Origin of the sequence: Caproicibacterium sp. XB2, assembly GCF_044880635.1 — a bacterium.
In the GTDB taxonomy this organism is placed as follows: domain Bacteria; phylum Bacillota; class Clostridia; order Oscillospirales; family Acutalibacteraceae; genus Caproicibacterium; species Caproicibacterium lactatifermentans.
Map to the genome: position 1 here is coordinate 155735 of NZ_CP173227.1, position 19218 is coordinate 174952.

The 19218-nt window shown below is 54.1% G+C and carries 17 protein-coding genes and 1 tRNA gene; 11 read left to right on the forward strand and 7 right to left on the reverse strand.

The genetic code is table 11. The features are described 5' to 3' along the window. Positions 1–97: 97 nt before the first annotated feature. The 6 genes from ACIHKT_RS00695 (at position 98) to argF (ending at position 6985) form a co-directional block, all read left to right on the forward strand. Complete coding sequence (locus ACIHKT_RS00695; protein ID WP_086034948.1) at positions 98–1339, forward strand: argininosuccinate synthase; 1242 nt, start codon at positions 98–100, stop codon at positions 1337–1339. Positions 1340–1420: 81 nt separating this feature from the next. Continuing rightward, complete coding sequence (argC, locus tag ACIHKT_RS00700) at positions 1421–2458, forward strand: N-acetyl-gamma-glutamyl-phosphate reductase (protein WP_086034949.1); 1038 nt, start codon at positions 1421–1423, stop codon at positions 2456–2458. 51 nt (positions 2459–2509) lie between these two features. Next, positions 2510–3790: a bifunctional glutamate N-acetyltransferase/amino-acid acetyltransferase ArgJ gene (argJ, locus tag ACIHKT_RS00705; protein WP_086034950.1), complete on the forward strand. Its 1281-nt coding sequence runs from the start codon at positions 2510–2512 to the stop codon at positions 3788–3790. Positions 3791–3844: 54 nt separating this feature from the next. Next, positions 3845–4702, forward strand: a complete 858-nt coding sequence (argB, locus tag ACIHKT_RS00710; protein ID WP_086034951.1) for an acetylglutamate kinase — start codon at positions 3845–3847, stop codon at positions 4700–4702. A gap of 65 nt (positions 4703–4767) precedes the next feature. Next, positions 4768–5943, forward strand: coding sequence for an aspartate aminotransferase family protein (locus tag ACIHKT_RS00715; RefSeq protein WP_086034952.1), 1176 nt, complete (start codon positions 4768–4770; stop codon positions 5941–5943). Between the two features lie 139 nt (positions 5944–6082). Then, positions 6083–6985: an ornithine carbamoyltransferase gene (gene argF, locus ACIHKT_RS00720; protein WP_086034953.1), complete on the forward strand. Its 903-nt coding sequence runs from the start codon at positions 6083–6085 to the stop codon at positions 6983–6985. A 140-nt stretch (positions 6986–7125) separates the two neighbouring features. Here the strand turns inward: argF and ACIHKT_RS00725 are convergent, their stop codons facing one another. After that, positions 7126–8406, reverse strand: coding sequence for a PepSY1/2 domain-containing protein (locus ACIHKT_RS00725; protein ID WP_157658874.1), 1281 nt, complete (start codon positions 8404–8406; stop codon positions 7126–7128). A 288-nt stretch (positions 8407–8694) separates the two neighbouring features. Between ACIHKT_RS00725 and murD the strand changes: the two genes are divergently transcribed. The 5 genes from murD (at position 8695) to ACIHKT_RS00750 (ending at position 14517) form a co-directional block, all read left to right on the forward strand. Next, positions 8695–10080 carry a UDP-N-acetylmuramoyl-L-alanine--D-glutamate ligase gene (gene murD / locus ACIHKT_RS00730; protein WP_404352532.1) on the forward strand — a complete coding sequence of 462 codons (1386 nt, stop codon included), beginning with the start codon at positions 8695–8697 and terminating at the stop codon, positions 10078–10080. 62 nt (positions 10081–10142) lie between these two features. Further along, positions 10143–12296 (forward strand): hypothetical protein, encoded by a 2154-nt coding sequence (locus ACIHKT_RS00735; protein WP_404352534.1) that lies wholly within the window; start codon positions 10143–10145, stop codon positions 12294–12296. Next, positions 12281–13045, forward strand: a complete 765-nt coding sequence (locus ACIHKT_RS00740; protein WP_086034956.1) for a hypothetical protein — start codon at positions 12281–12283, stop codon at positions 13043–13045. The genes ACIHKT_RS00735 and ACIHKT_RS00740 overlap by 16 nt, the downstream gene beginning before the upstream one ends. 52 nt (positions 13046–13097) lie before the next feature. Then, positions 13098–14369: an aminotransferase class I/II-fold pyridoxal phosphate-dependent enzyme gene (locus tag ACIHKT_RS00745; protein WP_086034957.1), complete on the forward strand. Its 1272-nt coding sequence runs from the start codon at positions 13098–13100 to the stop codon at positions 14367–14369. Positions 14370–14433: 64 nt separating this feature from the next. Continuing rightward, a tRNA-Leu gene (locus ACIHKT_RS00750) sits at positions 14434–14517 on the forward strand. A gap of 402 nt (positions 14518–14919) precedes the next feature. Here the strand turns inward: ACIHKT_RS00750 and ACIHKT_RS00755 are convergent. The 6 genes from ACIHKT_RS00755 to ACIHKT_RS00780 all read right to left on the reverse strand — a co-directional run bounded on the left by ACIHKT_RS00755 (position 14920) and on the right by ACIHKT_RS00780 (position 19216). After that, on the reverse strand, positions 14920–15273 hold the full coding sequence (locus ACIHKT_RS00755; RefSeq protein ID WP_404352537.1) for a phage head closure protein: 354 nt from the start codon (positions 15271–15273) through the stop codon (positions 14920–14922). A 4-nt stretch (positions 15274–15277) separates the two neighbouring features. Continuing rightward, entirely contained in the window at positions 15278–16834 is a 1557-nt protein-coding gene (locus tag ACIHKT_RS00760) for a terminase large subunit (protein WP_404352899.1), read from the reverse strand. An 83-nt stretch (positions 16835–16917) separates the two neighbouring features. Continuing rightward, positions 16918–17232 (reverse strand): hypothetical protein, encoded by a 315-nt coding sequence (locus ACIHKT_RS00765; RefSeq protein WP_174192627.1) that lies wholly within the window; start codon positions 17230–17232, stop codon positions 16918–16920. A 120-nt stretch (positions 17233–17352) separates the two neighbouring features. Further along, positions 17353–17655 (reverse strand): HNH endonuclease, encoded by a 303-nt coding sequence (locus tag ACIHKT_RS00770; RefSeq protein ID WP_404352539.1) that lies wholly within the window; start codon positions 17653–17655, stop codon positions 17353–17355. Continuing rightward, on the reverse strand, positions 17652–17936 hold the full coding sequence (locus ACIHKT_RS00775) for a head-tail connector protein (RefSeq protein ID WP_404352541.1): 285 nt from the start codon (positions 17934–17936) through the stop codon (positions 17652–17654). The genes ACIHKT_RS00770 and ACIHKT_RS00775 overlap by 4 nt, the downstream gene beginning before the upstream one ends. Before the next feature lie 59 nt (positions 17937–17995). Further along, entirely contained in the window at positions 17996–19216 is a 1221-nt protein-coding gene (locus ACIHKT_RS00780) for a phage major capsid protein (RefSeq protein ID WP_404352543.1), read from the reverse strand. Positions 19217–19218 lie beyond the last annotated feature (2 nt).

Genomic DNA, 19218 nt, shown 5'->3' on the forward strand with positions numbered 1-19218 from the left:
TTATAAATATGAATAAATATGCAAAAAAGACTTGTATTTTTTCATTTTAGCGCTATAATATTGCCAACAACAAAAAAACAAGCGGAGGCTACCTATTATGGATAAAACAGCGATTAAAAAGGTTGTACTGGCATATTCCGGCGGGCTGGACACATCTATTATCATTCCGTGGCTGAAAGAGAACTACAATAACTGTGAAGTCATTGCTGTGGCGGCCGACGTTGGCCAAGGCGCGGGCGAACTGGACGGACTGGAGCAGAAGGCAAAGGAAACCGGTGCCAGCAAGCTGTACATTGCAGACCTGAAAAAGCAGTTTGTGGAGGACTACATCTGGCAGACCGTAAAGGCAGATGCGGTTTATGAGAACAAATACCTGCTGGGCACCAGCTTTGCGCGTCCGCTGATTGCCAAACGTCTGGTCGAAATTGCCAAAGCAGAGGGCGCTGACGCCATCTGCCACGGCTGCACCGGCAAGGGCAACGACCAGGTCCGTTTTGAGCTGAGCATTAAGGCTTTTGCACCGAATATGCCGATTATTGCCCCATGGCGTGAGTGGACGCTGAAGTCCCGTGACGAAGAGATTGATTATGCGGAGGCACACAATATTCCGCTGAAGATTACACGCAAAACCAATTACAGCAAAGATAAAAACCTCTGGCACCTTTCCCATGAGGGCCTTGACCTCGAGAACCCCGCGAATGAGCCGCAGTACAATAAACCCGGCTTCCTGGAGCTGGGTGTATCCCCGGAACAGGCACCGGATAAACCGACTTATGTGACCATTCACTTTGAAAAGGGCGAAGCTACTGCACTGAATGGCCAGAAGATGTGCGCGGTGGACCTTTTGAGCCGGCTGAACAAAGTGGGCGGCGAAAACGGCATTGGCATTGCCGATATTGTGGAAAACCGTTTGGTCGGCATGAAGAGCCGCGGCGTTTATGAAACCCCCGGCGGCACCATTCTGTACCATGCACATAATAAGCTTGAAGAAATCTGCTTGGACAAAGATACCTATCACTACAAGCAGGGCATTGGCGACAAGTTCGCGGAACTGGTATACGATGGAAAATGGTTTACTCCTCTGCGGGAAGCACTCTCTGCTTTTGTGGACAGCACCCAGCAGACCGTGACCGGCGATGTAAAACTGAAGCTGTATAAAGGCAACGTCATTGATGCGGGTGTGACCAGCCCTTACAGCCTGTACGATGAAGAGGTTGCTACATTCAGTGTAGACGAAGTTTACAACCAGAGCGATGCAAACGGCTTCATTAACCTGTTCGGTCTGCCCATTAAAGTACAGGCAGTTAAAAAAGAACAGTGGACCAAAAACAAGAAATAAGCGAATTCATTTATAACAACAGCAAAAGAGGCGGACACAAGTCCGCCCTTTTTGTAATCACCGGGAAAGAGGGAATCAGCAATGACTGTCAAGGCTGGCATTATTGGAGCTACCGGCTATGCCGGTGCAGAACTGGTGCGCATTTTGTCGGGCCACCCACAGGTGCAGCTTGCCGCAGTAAGTTCGGTCAGCTTTCAGGGAAAACCGCTCAGCGCGGTTTATCCGGCTTATTATGGCCTGTGCGATATGGTCTGCGGTACACAGGAAGAGGTCGTACAGAAAAGCGACGCCGTGTTTGCGGCACTGCCGCATGGCCTTTCTCAGCCGCTGGCAAAGGAATGCCATGATGCTGGCAAAGTCTTTATTGACCTTGGCGCCGATTTCCGTCTGGAGCGGTTGGACGAGTACGAACACTGGTACGGCGTGAAGGCGGTGTATCCGGACCTGCACGCCGAAGCAGTGTACGGCCTGCCGGAATTTTTCCGGGAGCAGATACGTGGCAAAAAGCTAATTGCCAACCCCGGATGCTACACCACCGCGGTGCCGCTGGCACTGGTGCCTGCGCTGAAGGCTGGACTTATCAGCAACGACGGAATCATTGCTGACTGCAAATCCGGTGTAACCGGTGCGGGCCGCAAAATGACGCAGGACACACATTATCCGGAGCTGAACGAGGGAATGCATGCTTATAAGGTAGGCGGGCACCGCCATACACCCGAAATCGAACAGACACTGCGGCGTGTCTGCGGCGAAGAAGTGACCGTGACGTTTACCCCCCACCTGCTGCCGGTGAACCGCGGCATTCTGGCCACTTGCTATGCACACTTAACACCCGGTACGACACTGGAACAACTCCAGAAAGTGTACGAGGAATTTTATAAGAATGAATTTTTCGTCCGTGTTCTGCCGCAGGGAATGCGTGCCGATATTCACCATGTGCGGTACAGCAATTTTTGTGAAATAGAGCTGCATATTGACCCGCGTACACAAATGCTGGTCGCTGTTTCTGCACTGGACAATATGGTAAAGGGTGCTGCTGGGCAGGCAGTGCAGAACATGAATCTTTCGCTTGGCCTGCCGGAAAAAACAGGCCTGACGATGTTCCCACCGGCGTTTTAATCATACGGCGGACCGGTCATCTTTGGAAAATACCGAATGGGGGAGATACAGATGAAGTGGATAGACGGCGGCGTTACCGCACCACAGGGATTCCGTGCGGCGGGCGTCTATGCGGGCATACACGCCTGCTCACAGCTTTCCGAAAAAGAATCAGCGGCTTTTATACAGAACCTGAGGGACTGTTACGGAAAACAAGGCCATAAAAATGACCTTGCCCTGCTGTGCGCGGACGTGCCATGCACGGCGGCAGGCATTTTTACCAGCAACCTGGTGAAGGGCGCTCCCATTGCGGTCTGTAAGGAACATTTGAAAAACGGCTGGGCACAGGCAGTTGTCGCCAACAGCGCCAACGCCAACACCTGCAATGCGGATGGCTTGCAGAAAGCCGAAGCAATGGCGGAGGCTGCAGCCGCCGCACTGCATATTCCGGAAGAAGACGTGCTGGTTGCCAGCACGGGTGTTATTGGTCAGCCGCTTCCGCTTCCGCCTATCCTTGCCGGCATTCCGCGGATTGCGGAAAGACTTTCGGCGGACGGCAGCTTGGAGGCGGCAACGGCGATTATGACCACCGACCGTGTGCCGAAAAATATGGCAGTGGAGTTTTCTTTGGGTGGAAAAACCGTGCGTATCGGCGGCATTTCCAAAGGCTCCGGCATGATTCACCCCAATATGTGCACTATGCTTTGCTTTTTGACCACGGACGCGGCTGTTTCTGCGGCGGCACTGGATAAAGCGCTGCGTCTGGCGGCAAAAGACAGCTTTAATATGCTTAGTGTAGATGAGGATATGAGTACCAACGATACCTGCCTGCTGCTGGCGGATGGTGCCGCCGGCAATGAAGAATTGACAAGTGACAGCCCGGATTTTCCGGTCTTTGTCACAGCGCTGCGGAAACTGTGCATTCAGCTGGCACGTGCGATGGCCAAAGACGGAGAAGGCGCCAAACACCTGCTGGTGTGTGAAGTGGCGGGGGCTGTCAGTGACGCGGACGCCCGCAAAGTGGCGAAGGCGATTGTTTGTTCCTCCCTTGTAAAGGCGGCTATTTTTGGTGCGGACGCCAACTGGGGGCGTGTGCTGTGCGCGGTGGGTTACTGCGGCGCAAATGTCGATGTACACAAAGTAGATGTGGACTTTTCCTCCCCGGCAGGCACCATTCCTGTCTGCCGCAGCGGGGCGGGTGTTCCGTTTGATGAAGACCGCGCCAAAGAAATTTTGCTGCAGGACGAAATTACAGTTATGGTTACGCTGCATGACGGCACGGCCACGGCAACAGCTTATGGCTGTGATCTGACTTATGACTATGTAAAGATAAACGGTGACTACCGAACATAAGCTTCGGTTCGGCAGTTTGGTATATTGCAAAGATAGTTCACAGGGGGGAGTACCGTGGAAATTTCAAATGCAGGCCGTGCACAGGTATTGGTGCAGGCACTGCCATATATCCAAAAGCTTGCCGGAAAGACCATTGTGGTAAAATACGGTGGCAATGCAATGATTGACCAAGCACTGAAGGATGCTGTCATGCGCGATATTGTACTGATGCAGCTGGTTGGCATTCATGTGGTACTGGTGCACGGCGGCGGGCCGGAAATTTCCACCATGCTGCAGAAGGTCGGCAAAGAAAGCCGATTTATCGGCGGTATGCGTGTAACGGACGCCGAAACCATGGATATTGTACAGATGGTATTGGCCGGAAAAGTGAATAAGGCGCTGGTGCAGCTGCTACAGGAAAACGGCGGAAGGGCGGTCGGCCTGTGCGGACTGGACGGCGCCCTGCTGGGCGCGGAAAAACTGCAGGGGGAGGCGGACCTCGGTTATGTCGGCGAGATTACCTGTGTCAATCCAGCGGTGATTGAGGACGCCGAGAACGCCGGCTATATTCCGGTCGTTTCCACGATAGCGGGCGGTGAAAACAGCGAGGTATACAATATCAACGCTGACGTGGCGGCTGCCCGCATTGCAGCCTGCCTGCACGCGGAGAAACTGATTCTGATGACCGATGTGCGCGGGCTTCTGCGTGACCCGTCCGATGACAGCAGCATTATTCCGGTGGTACAGGTTTCCTCTGTGCCGAAACTGCGCAAGCAGGGAATCCTTTCCGGCGGCATGGTGCCGAAAGTGGACTGCTGTGTGGAGGCGGTCCGCCGCGGCGTAAAGCGTGCACATATCATTGACGGACGTATTCCACACTCCATTTTAGTGGAACTCTTTACCGATGAAGGCATTGGTACCATGTTCTATTAAAAGAAACAGAAAATTTAAATTATACAGAATGCATATTCCTATAAGTAGAAAAAGGAGGCACCATTATGCAGTTTCCTGCAATACAGGAGGGCGACAGCCAGTACCTGATACACAGCTACGCCCGGTTCCCAGCTGCACTGGTAAAAGGGAAGAACGCCACGGCATGGGACGCTGACGGTAAAAGGTATATCGACTTTACGGCGGGTATCGGCGTAAACAGCCTGGGCTACAGCGACCCGCAGTGGGTGCAGGCTGTCAGTGGACAGGCAGCCCAGATTCAGCATCTTTCCAACCTTTACTACAGCCCTGTCACTATCCGCGCGGCAGAACTGCTGTGCCATGCCGCGGGTATGGAGTGCGTCTTTTTCGGTAACAGCGGTGCGGAAGCAAATGAGTGTGCCATTAAGGTAGCCCGAAAGTATGGCACCGATAAGTACGGTGACCAGCACTGCCAGATTGTAACACTCAATAATTCTTTTCATGGGCGCACGGTCACGACATTGGCAGCAACCGGCCAACCGGGATTTCACCAGCATTTTCTGCCGTTTACCGGCGGCTTTGTCTATGCCGATGCCAATATGAAAAGTGTGGGAAAAACGGTTACGGAAAATACCTGTGCTGTCCTTGTGGAACTGGTACAGGGCGAGGGCGGTGTGGTGCCGCTGGATAAAGACTTTGTACAGCAGCTGGCGCAGTTCTGCGAAAAGAAAGATATTTTGCTGATGGTTGATGAGGTGCAGACTGGTATCGGGCGTACAGGCAGCTTCTTCTGTTACCAGCAGTACGGCATTCATCCGGATGTGGTTAGCGCAGCCAAAGGGCTGGGCGGTGGCCTGCCAGTAGGTGCCTGTTTGGTGGACCGCCGGTGCGCGGATGTTTTGGGACCGGGCGACCACGGCAGTACCTTTGGCGGCAATCCGGTGGTATGCGCGGGTGTGGCGGCCGTGGTGTCGCGTGTGGAAAAACAGCCTTTCCTGCTGGAAGTGCAGAAAAAGGGCGCTTATCTGCGCAGCCGGCTGCAAAAAATGGACAATATTCAAAGTGTGCGCGGCCTTGGAATGATGCTGGGAGCCAAACCAGTCAAAGGGCAGCCGGGTGCCATTGCGGCGGCCTGTGTACAGGCGGGCCTGCTGGTGCTGACTGCCAAAGATGTACTGCGCTTTCTGCCGCCGCTGACCATTACAAAAGAAGAACTCGACGAGGGTCTTGCCATTTTGGAAAAGGTCCTGCAGCAGCAGTAAAACAGTCTTGCACTTTCGCCTTTCTATCAGCGGCATAAAATGCTATAATTGTAACGATTAAAATAATACGGCCGTTAAACAGGAGGCTCCGCCGCGGTGGAGCAAAATCAATCTGGACAGGGAAAGAGGCTATTTTAAAATGAAGCATTTACTGAAATTGATGGACCTTTCCGGCAACGAGATTTCCGGAATTTTGGACCTTGCGGACCAGCTGAAATATGAGCTGAAGCACAATATTGAGCACCGCTGCCTGGAGGGCAAAACACTGGGCATGATTTTTGAAAAGGCCAGCACCCGTACCCGTATTTCCTTTGAAGTGGGTATGTATCAGCTGGGCGGTCTGCCTATTTTCCTTTCTGCACGCGATATGCAGATTGGCCGCGGCGAGCCGGTACAGGATACAGCACGCGTGCTGTCCCGCTACTTAAATGGCATTATGATTCGTACCTTTAAGCAGAGCGAGGTCGAGGCCCTTGCGCGTGACGGTTCTATCCCTGTTATCAACGGTTTGACCGACTTTGCCCACCCCTGTCAGGTGCTGGCGGACCTGATGACCATTCGGGAGCACCGCGGTGCACTGGACGGCCTGAAAATGTGCTTTATCGGTGACGGAAACAACATGATGAACTCCCTGATTGTCGGCGGCCTAAAGATGAAGATGGAAGTTGCGGTTGCCTGCCCGAAGGACTATCGTCCCGCGGCGGAAGTGCTGGACTTTGCACAGGCTTATCCAGCCTTCAGCATGACCACGGACCCGCTGGAAGCTGCCGTAGGCGCCGATGTCGTTATCACGGATGTATGGGCATCTATGGGTGAAGAAGAGGAAGCCTCCAAGCGCCGCATTGCTTTTAATGGCTATCAGATTAACGACAAGGTTATGGCCGCCGCTAAACCGGACGCTATGGTTCTGCATTGCCTGCCTGCCCATCGCGGCGAAGAAATCACAGCGGATGTGTTTGAACAGCATTCCAGTGAAATCTTTGAAGAGGCGGAAAACCGTCTGCATGCACAGAAGGCAGTTTTGGTCAAGCTCCTTGGATAAAAGGCTGCATTTTATTTGATTATATGTACAGCAAGATAAGATAAAAGATTTTATCCAATCCCAAAAAAGCCACTGTCCCGGTTTACCTGCCGGGCAGCGGCTTTTTTCTGTCTATCTATGCGGTCATTGTTATAGAATTTTTATTGAACCAGTATGCCGGCATCCGTGGACTGCAGAATGAGAATCTGCTGTTCCATACCACTGGCACAGTTGATATAGACCAGTACGCGGTCACCGTTGCTTCCGATACAGGAGAACTCCCAGCACAGCACTTCATTCAGGCCGGAAGTTGGCACCAGTACTTTCCGAGAGTTGTTCACTTTTAGGCGGCTGCTGACCTTTTTCTGTGCAGCTTCTTTGGTGTATTTCGGTGACGGAAAGCTGCGGGACATGTGGTTCATCAGGTAGCCCGTAGCGCCCAGCTCCACCACGTCGCCGTTGTCCAGCGCAATGCCTACCTTGACAAGATCCGGGTAACAGCGCACACCGTTTTCCTCATATGCAAAGTTAAATAGAATGCGGCCATCGGTCTTAATCCAGTAGGTAAGCTGCATATCTTTATAGCCGCACTTTGCCAGAAAAGCGGTGGCCTTTTCTTTGGCGGCGTCCATGGTGATTTTTTCCGCTGTAATTTCCCGGCTGCTGCGCATGGAACAGAGAACACCTCCTTTTTTGGTAACGGAGGCGGTTGTAGTACCGGACGTGAAGTTCCACAGGGGCAGGTTACCGGCCGTGTCTGCGGCGGAGGTAAGCTTGCTGGGGGAAAGGTTCAGTGCTTTGGCGGCAATGGAGCACGCGTCCGCTTTGCTTACATCGCTTTTCCCCTGCAGGGCGCGGGGATTTTTCCGCTGAATATTATCCGAAAACGGCCCATCGTAAATCAGCGAAGGGAAGTTCGTAAAGTCGGTTGCGGTTTGTTTCAGCTGAGAGGACAGGTTGTCGGAAGTATAGTCCAGTTTCAGCGACGACAAATTGCTGGAAAGCTTTTGGGCATAGGTATGCAGCTTCTCAATGGTTTTGTACTCCGCTTCCGTAATATGCCCGCCGCCGCTGATGCGGTTGGACAGGCTCATGGCAAAATCACCGACTTGGGTAATATATTTCGAAACGTTGTTCATGGTACTGTCGTGTACCGGCAGTGTAGCCAAAGCCTCCTTGGCAAGGCCAGATTCATGCATCAGCCGGGCCGCGAGTCCGTTCTGTTGGGTAGGGGTGTTGGCGTAAATGCTTTTGTCCAGTGTCAGGGAAATGGTGTTTACGCAGTCGCGCAGGTCACCGTACGCGCGGTCATAGGTATAGGTCAGGTCACGCTTGGCAGCCTTTTCAGCGGCCTGGCTGCGCATGGTCAGGGCTCCCGCCGTGACCACAGCGCCAACCGCGATAATACCCATTACCACAGCAACGGCTTTTCTGTTTTTCATAAAATACATCACCTTGCCCGTACCCGAAATTTTCTGTACATACCGTACAAAAGAAAGGCAAAGCGGGCCAATGGTAGCTTTCACCACACACAGCAGGATTATACACAATGTTCTGCCCGAGAAGACGTCTTTGAAAAGCGGCAAAGATGTTGTATAATAAAAAAGTATGACATGACGGCCGGTGCCTGCTGTGCCGGCGGCTGTATCTTTTTTAGAAAACACAATGACAGGTATATATTTTTACTGAACTGCGGCCGACAGCTGCAGAAAACCGGAGGATATCATTCCATGACGATAACAGACTTTTACAGGGAAATGAAAGGCAAAACCGTTGCATTCTGTGGCTTGGGCGGCAGCAACCTGCCCCTGATTGACCGCTTTCTGGCGGCTGGCGCGAAAGTGACCGCCCGTGACCGGCGCACCCGCGAAAAACTGGGGGATTTGGCGGACCAGCTGGAGAAAAAAGGCGTGCAGCTGGTGTTGGGCGAAAACTATCTGGAAGACCTGAATGAAGAGGTCATTTTCCGTACGCCCGGTATGCCCTATCATCTGCCGCAGCTGGATGCTGCCCGCGCCCGCGGCAGTGTCGTGACCAGTGAAATGGAAGTTTTCCTGGAGTACTGCCCGTGCCGCGTCTTTGGCGTAACCGGCTCGGACGGTAAAACAACTACGACAACCATTCTGTCCAAAATTCTGCAGCACGCGGGAAAAACCGTACACGTCGGCGGCAACATTGGCAAAGCGCTGCTGCCGGATATCGACAGCATTCGGCCTACCGATGTGGTCGTTGCGGAGCTGTCCAGCTTTCAGCTTATCTCCGTAGGACGCAGCCCACAGGTAGCCGTTGTTACCAATATGAGCCCGAATCATCTGGATATTCATAAAGATATGCAGGAATATATAGATGCCAAGAAAAATATTTTCCTCCACCAGGACGGATTCGGCCGTGCCGTCTTTAACCTTGACAATCCCATTACCACGGGGTTTGTCAGTCAGGCCCGCGGCGAGTGTTTGACTTTCAGCCGAAAGCAGCGTGTACGGAACGGCTGCTTTGTGAACCCAGACGGAACCATCGTTTTTGCCAAAAACGGTGTGGAAACACCGATTATGAATTGCAGCGAGATTCGCATTCCCGGTGCGCATAATGTGGAAAATTATCTGGCAGCCATTTGTGCGGTGTGGGGTTATGCTTCACCAGAGGATATCCGTGCGGTAGCAGAAGAATTTTCCGGTGTGGAGCATCGCGCGGAACTGGTGCGGGAACTGGATGGCGTGCGCTGGTACAATGACAGCATTGCTACTACACCAAGCCGCACTGTGCGGGGAATGCTTTCCCTGTTTTCGCAGAAACTAATTTTGATTGCGGGCGGATACGATAAAAAGATTCCATTTGAGCCGATGGGAGAACCGGTGTGTGAGCACGTCAAAACGTTGGTCCTGATGGGCGTTACCGCACCGAAAATTGAGGCGGCGGTTAAGGAAGCAAAAAATTATCGGCCAGGTGCACCCAAAATTCTGCACGCGGCAAGCTTAGAGGAAGCGGTAAACCTGTGCCGTCAGGAAGCAAAATCCGGCGATATTGTGGCACTCAGCCCGGCGTGCGCAAGCTTTGATATGTTCCCCAACTTTGAAACACGCGGTGACCGCTTCCGTGAACTGGTAAAGCAGCTGTAAGCGGAAGCGGCATCTGCCGATATGTTCGGTTCTATATTTTTCGAGTAAAAGAGGGTTTCCTTATGAAGATGGAAAAAATACTCAAAACACTGTGCGGCGCTATTGGCACTAGTGGAGATGAAACAGCGCCGGTGAAGGCGGCGCTGGAACTGACCGGTCTGCCCAACGGGAAAGTACTGCCGCTCGGCAGCGGCTGTGTGTCACTGGGGAAGGCAGATGCGGAAAAGGTCATTTTGCTGGAAGCGCATATGGACCAGATTGGCCTGGTGGTTACATCGGTAGATGAGCACGGATTCCTGCACTTTGCGAACTGCGGTGGTTCGGACCAGCGTGTCATGCCCGGCTGTCCGGTGCGTGTCTTTGCCACAGGTGCGGATAAACCGCTTCTCGGCGTTGTTGGTAGTGTGCCGCCGCACCTGGACCGGGCGAACACAGACAAAGTGCCGGACGTGGAGGATATGACGGTGGACCTCGGCCTGCCCGCCGTGAAAGCCAAAACCGTTGTTTGCCCCGGTGACCGTGTGGTCCCGGTGTATGAACCGAAAAAATTGATGGGAACCCGCTTTTCCTCCGCTGCGCTGGACAACCGTGCCGGTGCAGCTGCGGTGGTTCGCGCCGCTCGTCTGCTGCAGCAGGTTGACCTGGGCAGCTGGCGGGTGCCGCTTCTGTTCAGCACGATGGAAGAAATCGGCGGACAGGGGGCGCATACGGCTGCCTATACGGCGGCCGTAGATGAAGCAATTTGTGTAGACGTTGGTTTTGGCATACAGCCCGGCGTTAAGCCGGAAGTCAGTCACCCGGTGGGGGGCGGCGTAATGATTGGCAGCGCGCCGATTTTGGACCGTGGCATGACGCGGCGTTTGGGACAGCTTGCTGACGAAAACCATATTTCGTATAAATGGGACGTCATGGGAGGCGTTACCGGAACCAACAGCGATGATATCGCGGTGACGCGCGGCGGTGTCCGTACAGCTTTGTTAAGTGTGCCGCAGCGTTCTATGCACACACCGGCGGAAGTGGTGGATATGCAGGATATTGAGGACACAGCCCTTCTGATGGCGCTGTATGTCTGTGACCGGTGCGGTGCCAGCCTGCCTCAGCCGGCACAGTCCGCTGAGGAGCCGGCGGCAGATACGGCTGCGAGTGCCGGTGCCGAGTCGGACGGGGAAGTGTGGAGTGCCTGCCTGCCCCAGCTGTGCCGGGAGCGCGGTGTTTCCGGCAGTGAAGAGGGTGTGCGGGAACTGATCCTTTCCCAGATAAGCAATTTCGCGGAAAAAATAGAGATTACGCCGCTTGGCAGTATTCTTGCATATAAAAAGGGAAAAAACCGTGCCAAAACACGGCTGCTCCTCAACGCGCACATGGACGAAGTCGGCCTTATCATAACGCATATTACCGATGAAGGTTTTCTGCGCTTTGCGCCGGTTGGCAGGATAGACCCACGTGTCCTGCCCGGCCGCAGCGTGACTGTTGGGTATGGCAAAAATACGGTGCCCGGTGTGATTGGCCTGAAGCCCATTCACCTGTTGGAAAAAGGCGAACGCGGCAAAGCCATTCCGGTCGAAGAACTGTATATTGATATCGGGGCCAAGGACAAACAGGAGGCAGCCAAAGTGGCTGTGCCCGGGGACATGGTCACGTTTAACAGTGTGTACGAGGAGAATGGCTTTTCGGTTAAGAGCCGTGCGCTGGACGACCGTGCGGGCTGTGCCCTTCTGGTCCACCTGATGCAGCAGCCGGACTGGGCGTATGACACGATTTTTGAATTTGCCGTACAGGGTGAAGTGGGCTGCAATGGTTCCTGCACGGGTGCCTATTTGGCACAGCCGGAGGCTGCTGTCGTTGTGGAATGCACGGCTGCTTCCGATGTGCCCGGCACGGAAACGGATCAGCAGGTGTGCCGTTTGGGTCAGGGACCGGTCATCACGTTTATGGACCATAAAACCATTTACGACAAGGAATATACCAAATGGGCCTTTGAAGAAGCGCGCAAAGCCGGCGTGCCCTGCCAGTGGCAGGAGGGCGTGGACGGCGACAATGATGCCGGCGCTATTTATATCAGCCGCGGCGGTGTCCGCACAGCGGCGGTATCGCTGCCGTGCCGCTACCCGCACGCGCCGATGGGAATCGTCAGCCGCAGTGACTATGAAGCGGCGGGTGCGCTGCTGCAGTGCCTTGCACAGCGGATTGCGGGGACACCATGCTCTGGGCAGTAACGGAGCCTGCCCGCCTGCTTGCCTATGACCATGGCGCGCTGGGGTGCAGTGTTATTTCCAGCGTGACGGCCTATGGTACAGGTACGGCGGCGGCTCGCTTTTGGGAAGGGGACGGGTTCCTGCTGCGTCGGCAGGACGAAACAGCGACTTTGTGCGGTACGGTGCTGCCGGAAAGTGCGGAGGAGCTGCGTGAGTTTTTGTTTTATATCGGCGTACAAAATTTGCTGGCGGAGCCGGATAACCTGAAACGGTTGGGATTTTCTCCTGCCTCCGAGGGTGTGGAGATGGAGCTGTGCCGTCCCATTCCCTGCCCGCCGCTGCCCGCCGGTTTTCGGATGCGGCTGGCCGGACCAGTTGCGTCACCAGCTGCCATGCGGCTGGCAGATATGTATGCACTGCTGTGTGCGTGTACGCGACCGGGATTTTCTATACCGGCCTTTGAGCCGTTTTATTTGGATATGAGTCATCGTGTGCGGCACGGTGCCGTCCTGGCAGCGGGCCTGTACCAGAATGTGCGCTTGTATTCCTGTGCGGCAGAGGCGCTGTCGCCGAAACAGGCATTGCTTTTCGCCGGTGCCGCGGCGCCGGAAGTGCGCGGCCGCGGTGCCTTTGCGGCGGTGCTGGCGGCGCTGGTGAAACAGGCAGATGTCCGTCGGGTACTGCTGCTGTGCGGTTCACAGCTGCAGCCGCACTATGAGCAAATGGGCTTTTCTGCCTGCGGAATGTGCCAAAAAGCCTGCCTTAAATAAAAAATACATATTGTAATTTATATATTTTAGTATACAAAAAGGAGAATATAAAGTGCAGATTTATCCTGCTTTTCATATCGACAAAAAAATAACTGATGCGGCCGATGAGGCACTGCGGAAAGCACAGCCGGCTCTGAAGCGCATTGATGAAGTGACCGACTACAACCAGCAGAAAATGCTGGCGGCCTTTATTCACTGCGGTGTCAGTGAAAGCCACTTTGCGGCCAGTACCGGCTATGGCTACGGTGACCGCGGACGGGAAGTGCTGGACCAGGTGTATGCGCAGGCACTGGGTGCTGAGGATGCACTGGTGCGGTATAATTTTGTGTCCGGTACACACGCACTGACCGTGGCGCTGTTTGGTGTGCTGCGCCCGGGAGACACCATGCTGTGTGTGACCGGTCTGCCGTATGACACGCTGCAGAGCGTTATCGGACTGACTGGTGATGGCAACGGTTCCTTAAAAGAGTATGGCATTCATTATCGGCAGGTCGACCTTAAAAAAGACGGTACACCGGATTATGAAGCCATTGAGCATGCGGTGCAGCCGGACACAAAGATGGTCTATATTCAGCGCAGCCGCGGCTACAGCCTTCGTCCGTCTCTGTTTGTGGAAGATATTGAGAAGATTGCGGCGATTGCAAAGCGCCGGGCACCGAACTGCATTGTTATGGTTGATAACTGCTACGGAGAATTTGTGCAGAAGGAGGAGCCGGTCGCACATGGTGCGGACCTCATGGCGGGTTCGCTCATTAAAAACCCGGGCGGCGGTGTTGCCCCGACCGGCGGCTACATTGCGGGCCGCAAAGATTTGGTGGAGAGCTGCTCCTATCGCTTGACAACACCGGGAACCGGTCGGGAGATTGGCTGTACACTGGGCAATAATCGAGAACTGTTCATGGGCGCTTTCCACGCACCACATGTAACAGGGGAAGCGCTGAAGACAGCAGTCTTTACTTCTGCCCTTTTCGAGGAGCTTGGCTATGCGGTAACACCGCGCTGGGACGAACCGCGCGCGGATATTATTCAGGCAGTTCTGCTGCGCACCCGTGAAGCGCTGATTGCTTTCTGCCAGGGAATCCAGAAAGGTTCGCCGGTCGATTCCTTTGTTTTGCCGGAGCCGTGGGGTATGCCTGGGTATGACTGCCAAGTAATCATGGCGGCGGGCACTTTTACGCTGGGTGCCTCTGTGGAACTGAGCGCGGACGCTCCTTTGCGGGCACCGTGGGCCGTATGGATGCAGGGCGGCCTAAATTTCCACAGCGCACGTCTTGGCTCTATGCTGGCGGCGCAGTCCATGCTGGAAAAAGGATTTTTAGGCTAAAGGTATTGCCAGTTCGATTTATTTACGGTATAATAAAAAACAGCACGGGTTCCGTGCTGTTTTTGCGGATGTGGTGGAATTGGCAGACACGCCAGATTTAGGTTCTGGTGTCTACGACATGCAGGTTCAAGTCCTGTCATCCGCACCAAAAGAAATCGCTTAGGCATGCGGCCTAAGCGGTATTTTTATGCCATTGTACCCCATTTTGTACCCCAACGGAAAAGTCACTCGGCGACGTTTTGTCGTTCAGTGGATTTTTTCATCGTTTCAACATTTTAAAACAACTGAATCCAAAATTGAGCGCTCATAATTTCTTCATCAAATCTATCTGACCCGTTAAAACGCCGGGTCAGCTCAAGTACCGAAACGGTAGGGGGTCCCATTTTGGGACCCCACCTATAACATAGTAAATATATATAAATAATATAATATATCAAAAAATATATTTTTATCACATTTTCACAGGATGCACAGAATAGAATCCCTTCACAGAATACACACAATACACAGAATAAAGCTGCCCCTCAAATTCAAGGGGCAGCTCCCGGAATCAATATGGTACTATCTCATCTGCCGGCGGAATCTCTGCCTTTGATGCTTCCTTTGCGAGCAGCTTCAGGTCCTCTTTGTATCCCTCAAAGGTATCCACACGGTCTATGACGTACCACGTTTCCCGGTAGTAAATCAGCATTCCGGGCTTGATGTCTCTTCTCCAGTTGACGGTAAACTGCATATCCTCTTTATACCCGGCAGTCCCGGCTGCGAAATACTCTTTTTGGGAAAGCTGCCGCGCATAGGCCCACAGGCTGCCCGGGTGAATCGGCTGATAGGCGGTTACCCAGTTGCCGATGTCGTCCTGTACCTCGGTCTTATTGTAAATTATTATCTTCTTATCCTTTACCATTTCATCACGCCCTCAAAAATTCTTCGTAGTGGTCCATCAGGCCCACGTATGCGTCCAGCATGGAAGCCATGCCGTCTATCCTCATCTTCGGCTGCTGCGCCTTAATCGGCACGATATTTCCGTTTCGGTCTGTCATAATCCCCGTGTTGGTCAGGCACCACTTCAGAATCGGGTTATTATTGTAATTGATTTTCTTTGCTTTCAGGTCGGCCCCCATCTGCTGCATGGGCAGGGAAAGCGTCTTTGCCCCCTGAATGCAGCGGACCATCGGAAAGCCGTACTGCTTCATCTCATCCACCCAGTACCGGGCGGAATAGCTGTCATAGTAAATCCACAGAGGAGTAATGCCGTAGTCATTCAGCATTTCGTTGAACCATGCCGTGACGTCGCTGTAGCGTATCGTGTTACCCGCGCAGAGCCGCAGCAGGCCCTGTTCCATCCACAGGTCGTAGGGGATTTTATCCTTGTGGACGCGCTCGTGGAAGCTTTCCTGCGGCAACCAGTACATCTGCGTCACATACCGCTTTTCGGTTTCCTTATCCACAAAAAGCAGGGTAGCGCAGGTCAGGTCGGTTGTGATGCTCAGGTCGGCCCCGCCGATAGCGTAGCAGTTCCGAAATTTCTCCAGGTCGAAGGTTTCCGGATTGTCGATGTCGTCGAAGGTCAGCCACGCCTGCGCCGCGTTCTGCCGAATGTTGAAATCCTTGCAGAGGATTCCCGGCAGGTCGGCAGCGCTGCTTTTTGCCCGCTCAACCTTCCTTTGCAGGTCATCCAGCTTCTTAATGGCTCCCAGTCCGGGGTTCGCCTTTGCCCATGCCTCGGGGTCGCCCCATTCCTTCGCGCTGTCCAGCTCATAGAGGACCGGCAGAAAACTGTCGTCCTTTACCACGCCGTCAAGGACGTTGCAGGCGTAGGAATACATGTCGTCGTAAATACATTCCCTCACGGTCCCCGCCGTCGTAATCATCAGTAAAAGCGGCTGCCGCCGGGCACTCTGCGACTGCTTCATCACTTCGTAAAGGTTCCTGTCCCGCACGCCGTGCAGCTCGTCCATGACGACGAGCGAAGCGTTCAAGCCGTCCAGCGTGTCCGAATTGTGCCCCAGGGGCTGGAACTTCGCCATCAGCGCGTCGCAGTACATGTCCTGCTTCCGCTTCCTGATGTACCGCGAAAGCTCGGGAGACTGTTTCACCATGTTCCGCGCCTCGTCGAACAGGAGCTTGGCCTGCGCGTATTTCGTCGCGGTGGAGTATATCTCCGCCCCCGGCTCATTGTCCGCTATCATGCAGTACAGCGCGATGCCTGCGGCCATTGTGGACTTGCCGTTCTTCCTGCCCACAAGAAACAGACTTTCCCGGTACTTCCGCAGGCCGGTTTCAGCGTCCACAAAGCCAAACAGAGCCGCGATAAACGCCTTCTGGAACAGCCCCAGCTTTACGGTCTGCCCGGCCCACTCGCCCTTTGAGTGCCGGCAGAACCGTTCGATAAACTCTATCGGCCGGTTTGCCTTCTCCTCATCGAAAATGTATCGCCCCGCCTGGTGCTCAATCTCATGGCCCAGCTTCTCATAGAGCCTCTAGACCTTCCGGGAGACGACGTATTTCCCGGCGCGGATGCCGTCGCGGTATTCCAGAATCGGATTCATCAGGCGCTCTTGCCTTTCTTCAGAAACTCTGCCAGCTCATCCTTTGCTTCCGGTTTCGCCGCGGGCGGGAGAAGGTCAATCAGCTGTTTGTTCAGCAGTGCATAGCGCTGAATGGTCGTGTTATAGGCCTGCATCGCCGGATTCTGTTTCAGCCCGTCCCGGCCTTCCACCACGGCGCCGTCTTTCCGGATTCCCGCCTTCAGTTTGGAAAGCGTCGCGTCCATGAACGTCATTTCCTGCATCAGCTTTTCCGCGATAGGTTTTCGGTCATCATCGATAATGGTTATTAGTTTTCTGATTTTTGCCATTGCCATAAAAATCACTCCTAAAATATTCCAGCGTTCTATAAATGCGAATGCTTCCCATTTGCATATAAAAAACTCATGGAGAGGAAATTTGAACTGCACCCACCGGTCTATTAATGCGCTAAAGTGTTAATGCACCCGGGGGGGTGTCTTGACAAGATTTCCGTTTGCGTCAAACTTCAGTCCGTCCGCACATGCGCCGCTTCCGAAATGTTCCCGGTTGTGGCAGACTTCACATAATGCTTCCAGGTTATCCCAGTTCAGCGTCACGTTTGGGTCGTTGATGTTCTGCGGCGTGATGTACGTTTTGTGGTGCGCTATCACAGCCAGCCTGCCGCACCGCTCACATGTCCAGTTCTTGGAACAGAGGAATGCGTACCTGCACTTCTCCCATGTCCTGGACTTATAGAATCGTTCAGCATATGGTTTCATTTTATCGGCGCCCACAGCTTCAGCGTGCCCAGCATACTGTCAACAGCGTTCGACAGCCGCGCCGCTTCGCTCGCTCCCGGGTCGTACCACAGCTGAAGGATGAACTTTGCGCACTGCTTGGCGAGCTGGTAGCCAGGCGCTGTACCGTCTTCCCATCTGCTGCCTGTGGTTACTTCCAGATAATCCGGCAGACTGTCCAGCATGGACTGAATGATGGGGTCGTTTTCCGTGCCGTCCAGCCTCAGCGCTTGCCGCACCTCATCTATCGTAAGTAATGCCATGATAATCACTCCTAACAAAAAGGGGCTGCGATAAGCGCAACCCCTCATCTGCATTATGTTCAGGCTTCCGCCGCGGTCAGTTTAGCAAACGCTTCCGGTACAATAACCTTGCCGTCGCCCACTGCCATCGCCCGGTAGTCAATCAGGCCCTGCTTGAAGCTGGATTCTCTGGAGACTTCCAGCAGAATATCCTGCGACAGGTTGACGCCGTAATACTGGAAGTTGCCGTACAGGATGGTGTCAGCGGGAATGTAGTCGTCCACTACTACCTGATGGCCCAGCATACGCCCGGCCCCGCCGTCAATGGGGTTCGTGAAGATAGGCCGGCCGGCCGTGTCTTCCACAGCCATGAGGCGGTTGAACAGGGTCGCGTTGCTGCACGCGAACACCGCACCCGCGGAGTACCCGGCCTTCAGCAGGGAAGCCAGCTTCAGCACGTCGGCATACTTCAGACCGCCCGCCGCATAGGTCGCGCTGTTGGTCGTGTCCCACGTCACGCCCGGCAGAATCCCCAGCGCCTGTCCGGAACCTGTGCCGGAGAATACTCCAGCGTTCAGCGCCGCGCCGATGGTCCTGGTAAGCTCGGTAGACAGGTAGGATTCAAATGCCGGGACGGAAATGGTGTTCGCTGCCACGCTCAGGGAGAACACCTTCAGCAGCTCGTAGGCGTTAAAGGTTACGCTGGTCGGCGTCTTGGCGGACGGCTCAACGGAAGCTCCCTCGGCGTGCCATTCTGCTGCATCTTCCGGTGTCGCAACCGGTACGGACAGATTGGCCGGAATGCGGAACTGCCGGACATACTGGAGAATGTCCCCCTGTGTGGTTGCTTTCTGAACAACCTCATTCAGGGTTGTTGAGGGAATTACTGCCTGATTGGTCCCGGTTGTCAGAGCCGCTCTGCGCTCGGTGACGGCCTGCTCCTGCGCGCGGCTGAATACGTTCCGGTCCGCATCGGTCATGGGCTTGCCGAGCATCTTTTTGTAGAATGCCGTCCGGTATTCCGCAGAGGAGAAGATGTCGTCGTCACGCTTCTCTTCCTTGTGGGAATAGTTCTTCCCGGTAATCGGATTAAAGCCGGTCAGCTTCCCCTGGGCCGCGGAACGGGCTTCCAGATTGTCCTTCGCCATCTTCAGTCCGTCCAGCTCAATGTTCAGAGCGGTAATATCGGCGTTCGGGTCCTTGTCGATAAGCTTCCCGATTTCCGACGCGCGGGTTTCAATATCTTCGGCGGATGCCGTGCGGTAATGGTTGAACGCTGCGTCTTTATCTTTAAAAGTCATAA

What these genes read in the sequence shown, in the direction of transcription:
- ACIHKT_RS00695 (WP_086034948.1), top strand. Translation starts at nt 98, where the DNA reads ATGGATAAAACAGCGATTAAAAAGGTTGTACTGGCATATTCCGGCGGG.
- argC (WP_086034949.1), top strand. Translation starts at nt 1,421, where the DNA reads ATGACTGTCAAGGCTGGCATTATTGGAGCTACCGGCTATGCCGGTGCA.
- argJ (WP_086034950.1), top strand. Translation starts at nt 2,510, where the DNA reads ATGAAGTGGATAGACGGCGGCGTTACCGCACCACAGGGATTCCGTGCG.
- ACIHKT_RS00715 (WP_086034952.1), top strand. Translation starts at nt 4,768, where the DNA reads ATGCAGTTTCCTGCAATACAGGAGGGCGACAGCCAGTACCTGATACAC.
- argF (WP_086034953.1), top strand. Translation starts at nt 6,083, where the DNA reads ATGAAGCATTTACTGAAATTGATGGACCTTTCCGGCAACGAGATTTCC.
- ACIHKT_RS00725 (WP_157658874.1), bottom strand. Translation starts at nt 8,406, where the DNA reads ATGAAAAACAGAAAAGCCGTTGCTGTGGTAATGGGTATTATCGCGGTT.
- murD (WP_404352532.1), top strand. Translation starts at nt 8,695, where the DNA reads ATGACGATAACAGACTTTTACAGGGAAATGAAAGGCAAAACCGTTGCA.
- ACIHKT_RS00735 (WP_404352534.1), top strand. Translation starts at nt 10,143, where the DNA reads ATGAAGATGGAAAAAATACTCAAAACACTGTGCGGCGCTATTGGCACT.
- ACIHKT_RS00740 (WP_086034956.1), top strand. Translation starts at nt 12,281, where the DNA reads ATGCTCTGGGCAGTAACGGAGCCTGCCCGCCTGCTTGCCTATGACCAT.
- ACIHKT_RS00755 (WP_404352537.1), bottom strand. Translation starts at nt 15,273, where the DNA reads ATGGTAAAGGATAAGAAGATAATAATTTACAATAAGACCGAGGTACAG.
- ACIHKT_RS00765 (WP_174192627.1), bottom strand. Translation starts at nt 17,232, where the DNA reads ATGGCAATGGCAAAAATCAGAAAACTAATAACCATTATCGATGATGAC.
- ACIHKT_RS00770 (WP_404352539.1), bottom strand. Translation starts at nt 17,655, where the DNA reads ATGAAACCATATGCTGAACGATTCTATAAGTCCAGGACATGGGAGAAG.
- ACIHKT_RS00775 (WP_404352541.1), bottom strand. Translation starts at nt 17,936, where the DNA reads ATGGCATTACTTACGATAGATGAGGTGCGGCAAGCGCTGAGGCTGGAC.
- ACIHKT_RS00780 (WP_404352543.1), bottom strand. Translation starts at nt 19,216, where the DNA reads ATGACTTTTAAAGATAAAGACGCAGCGTTCAACCATTACCGCACGGCA.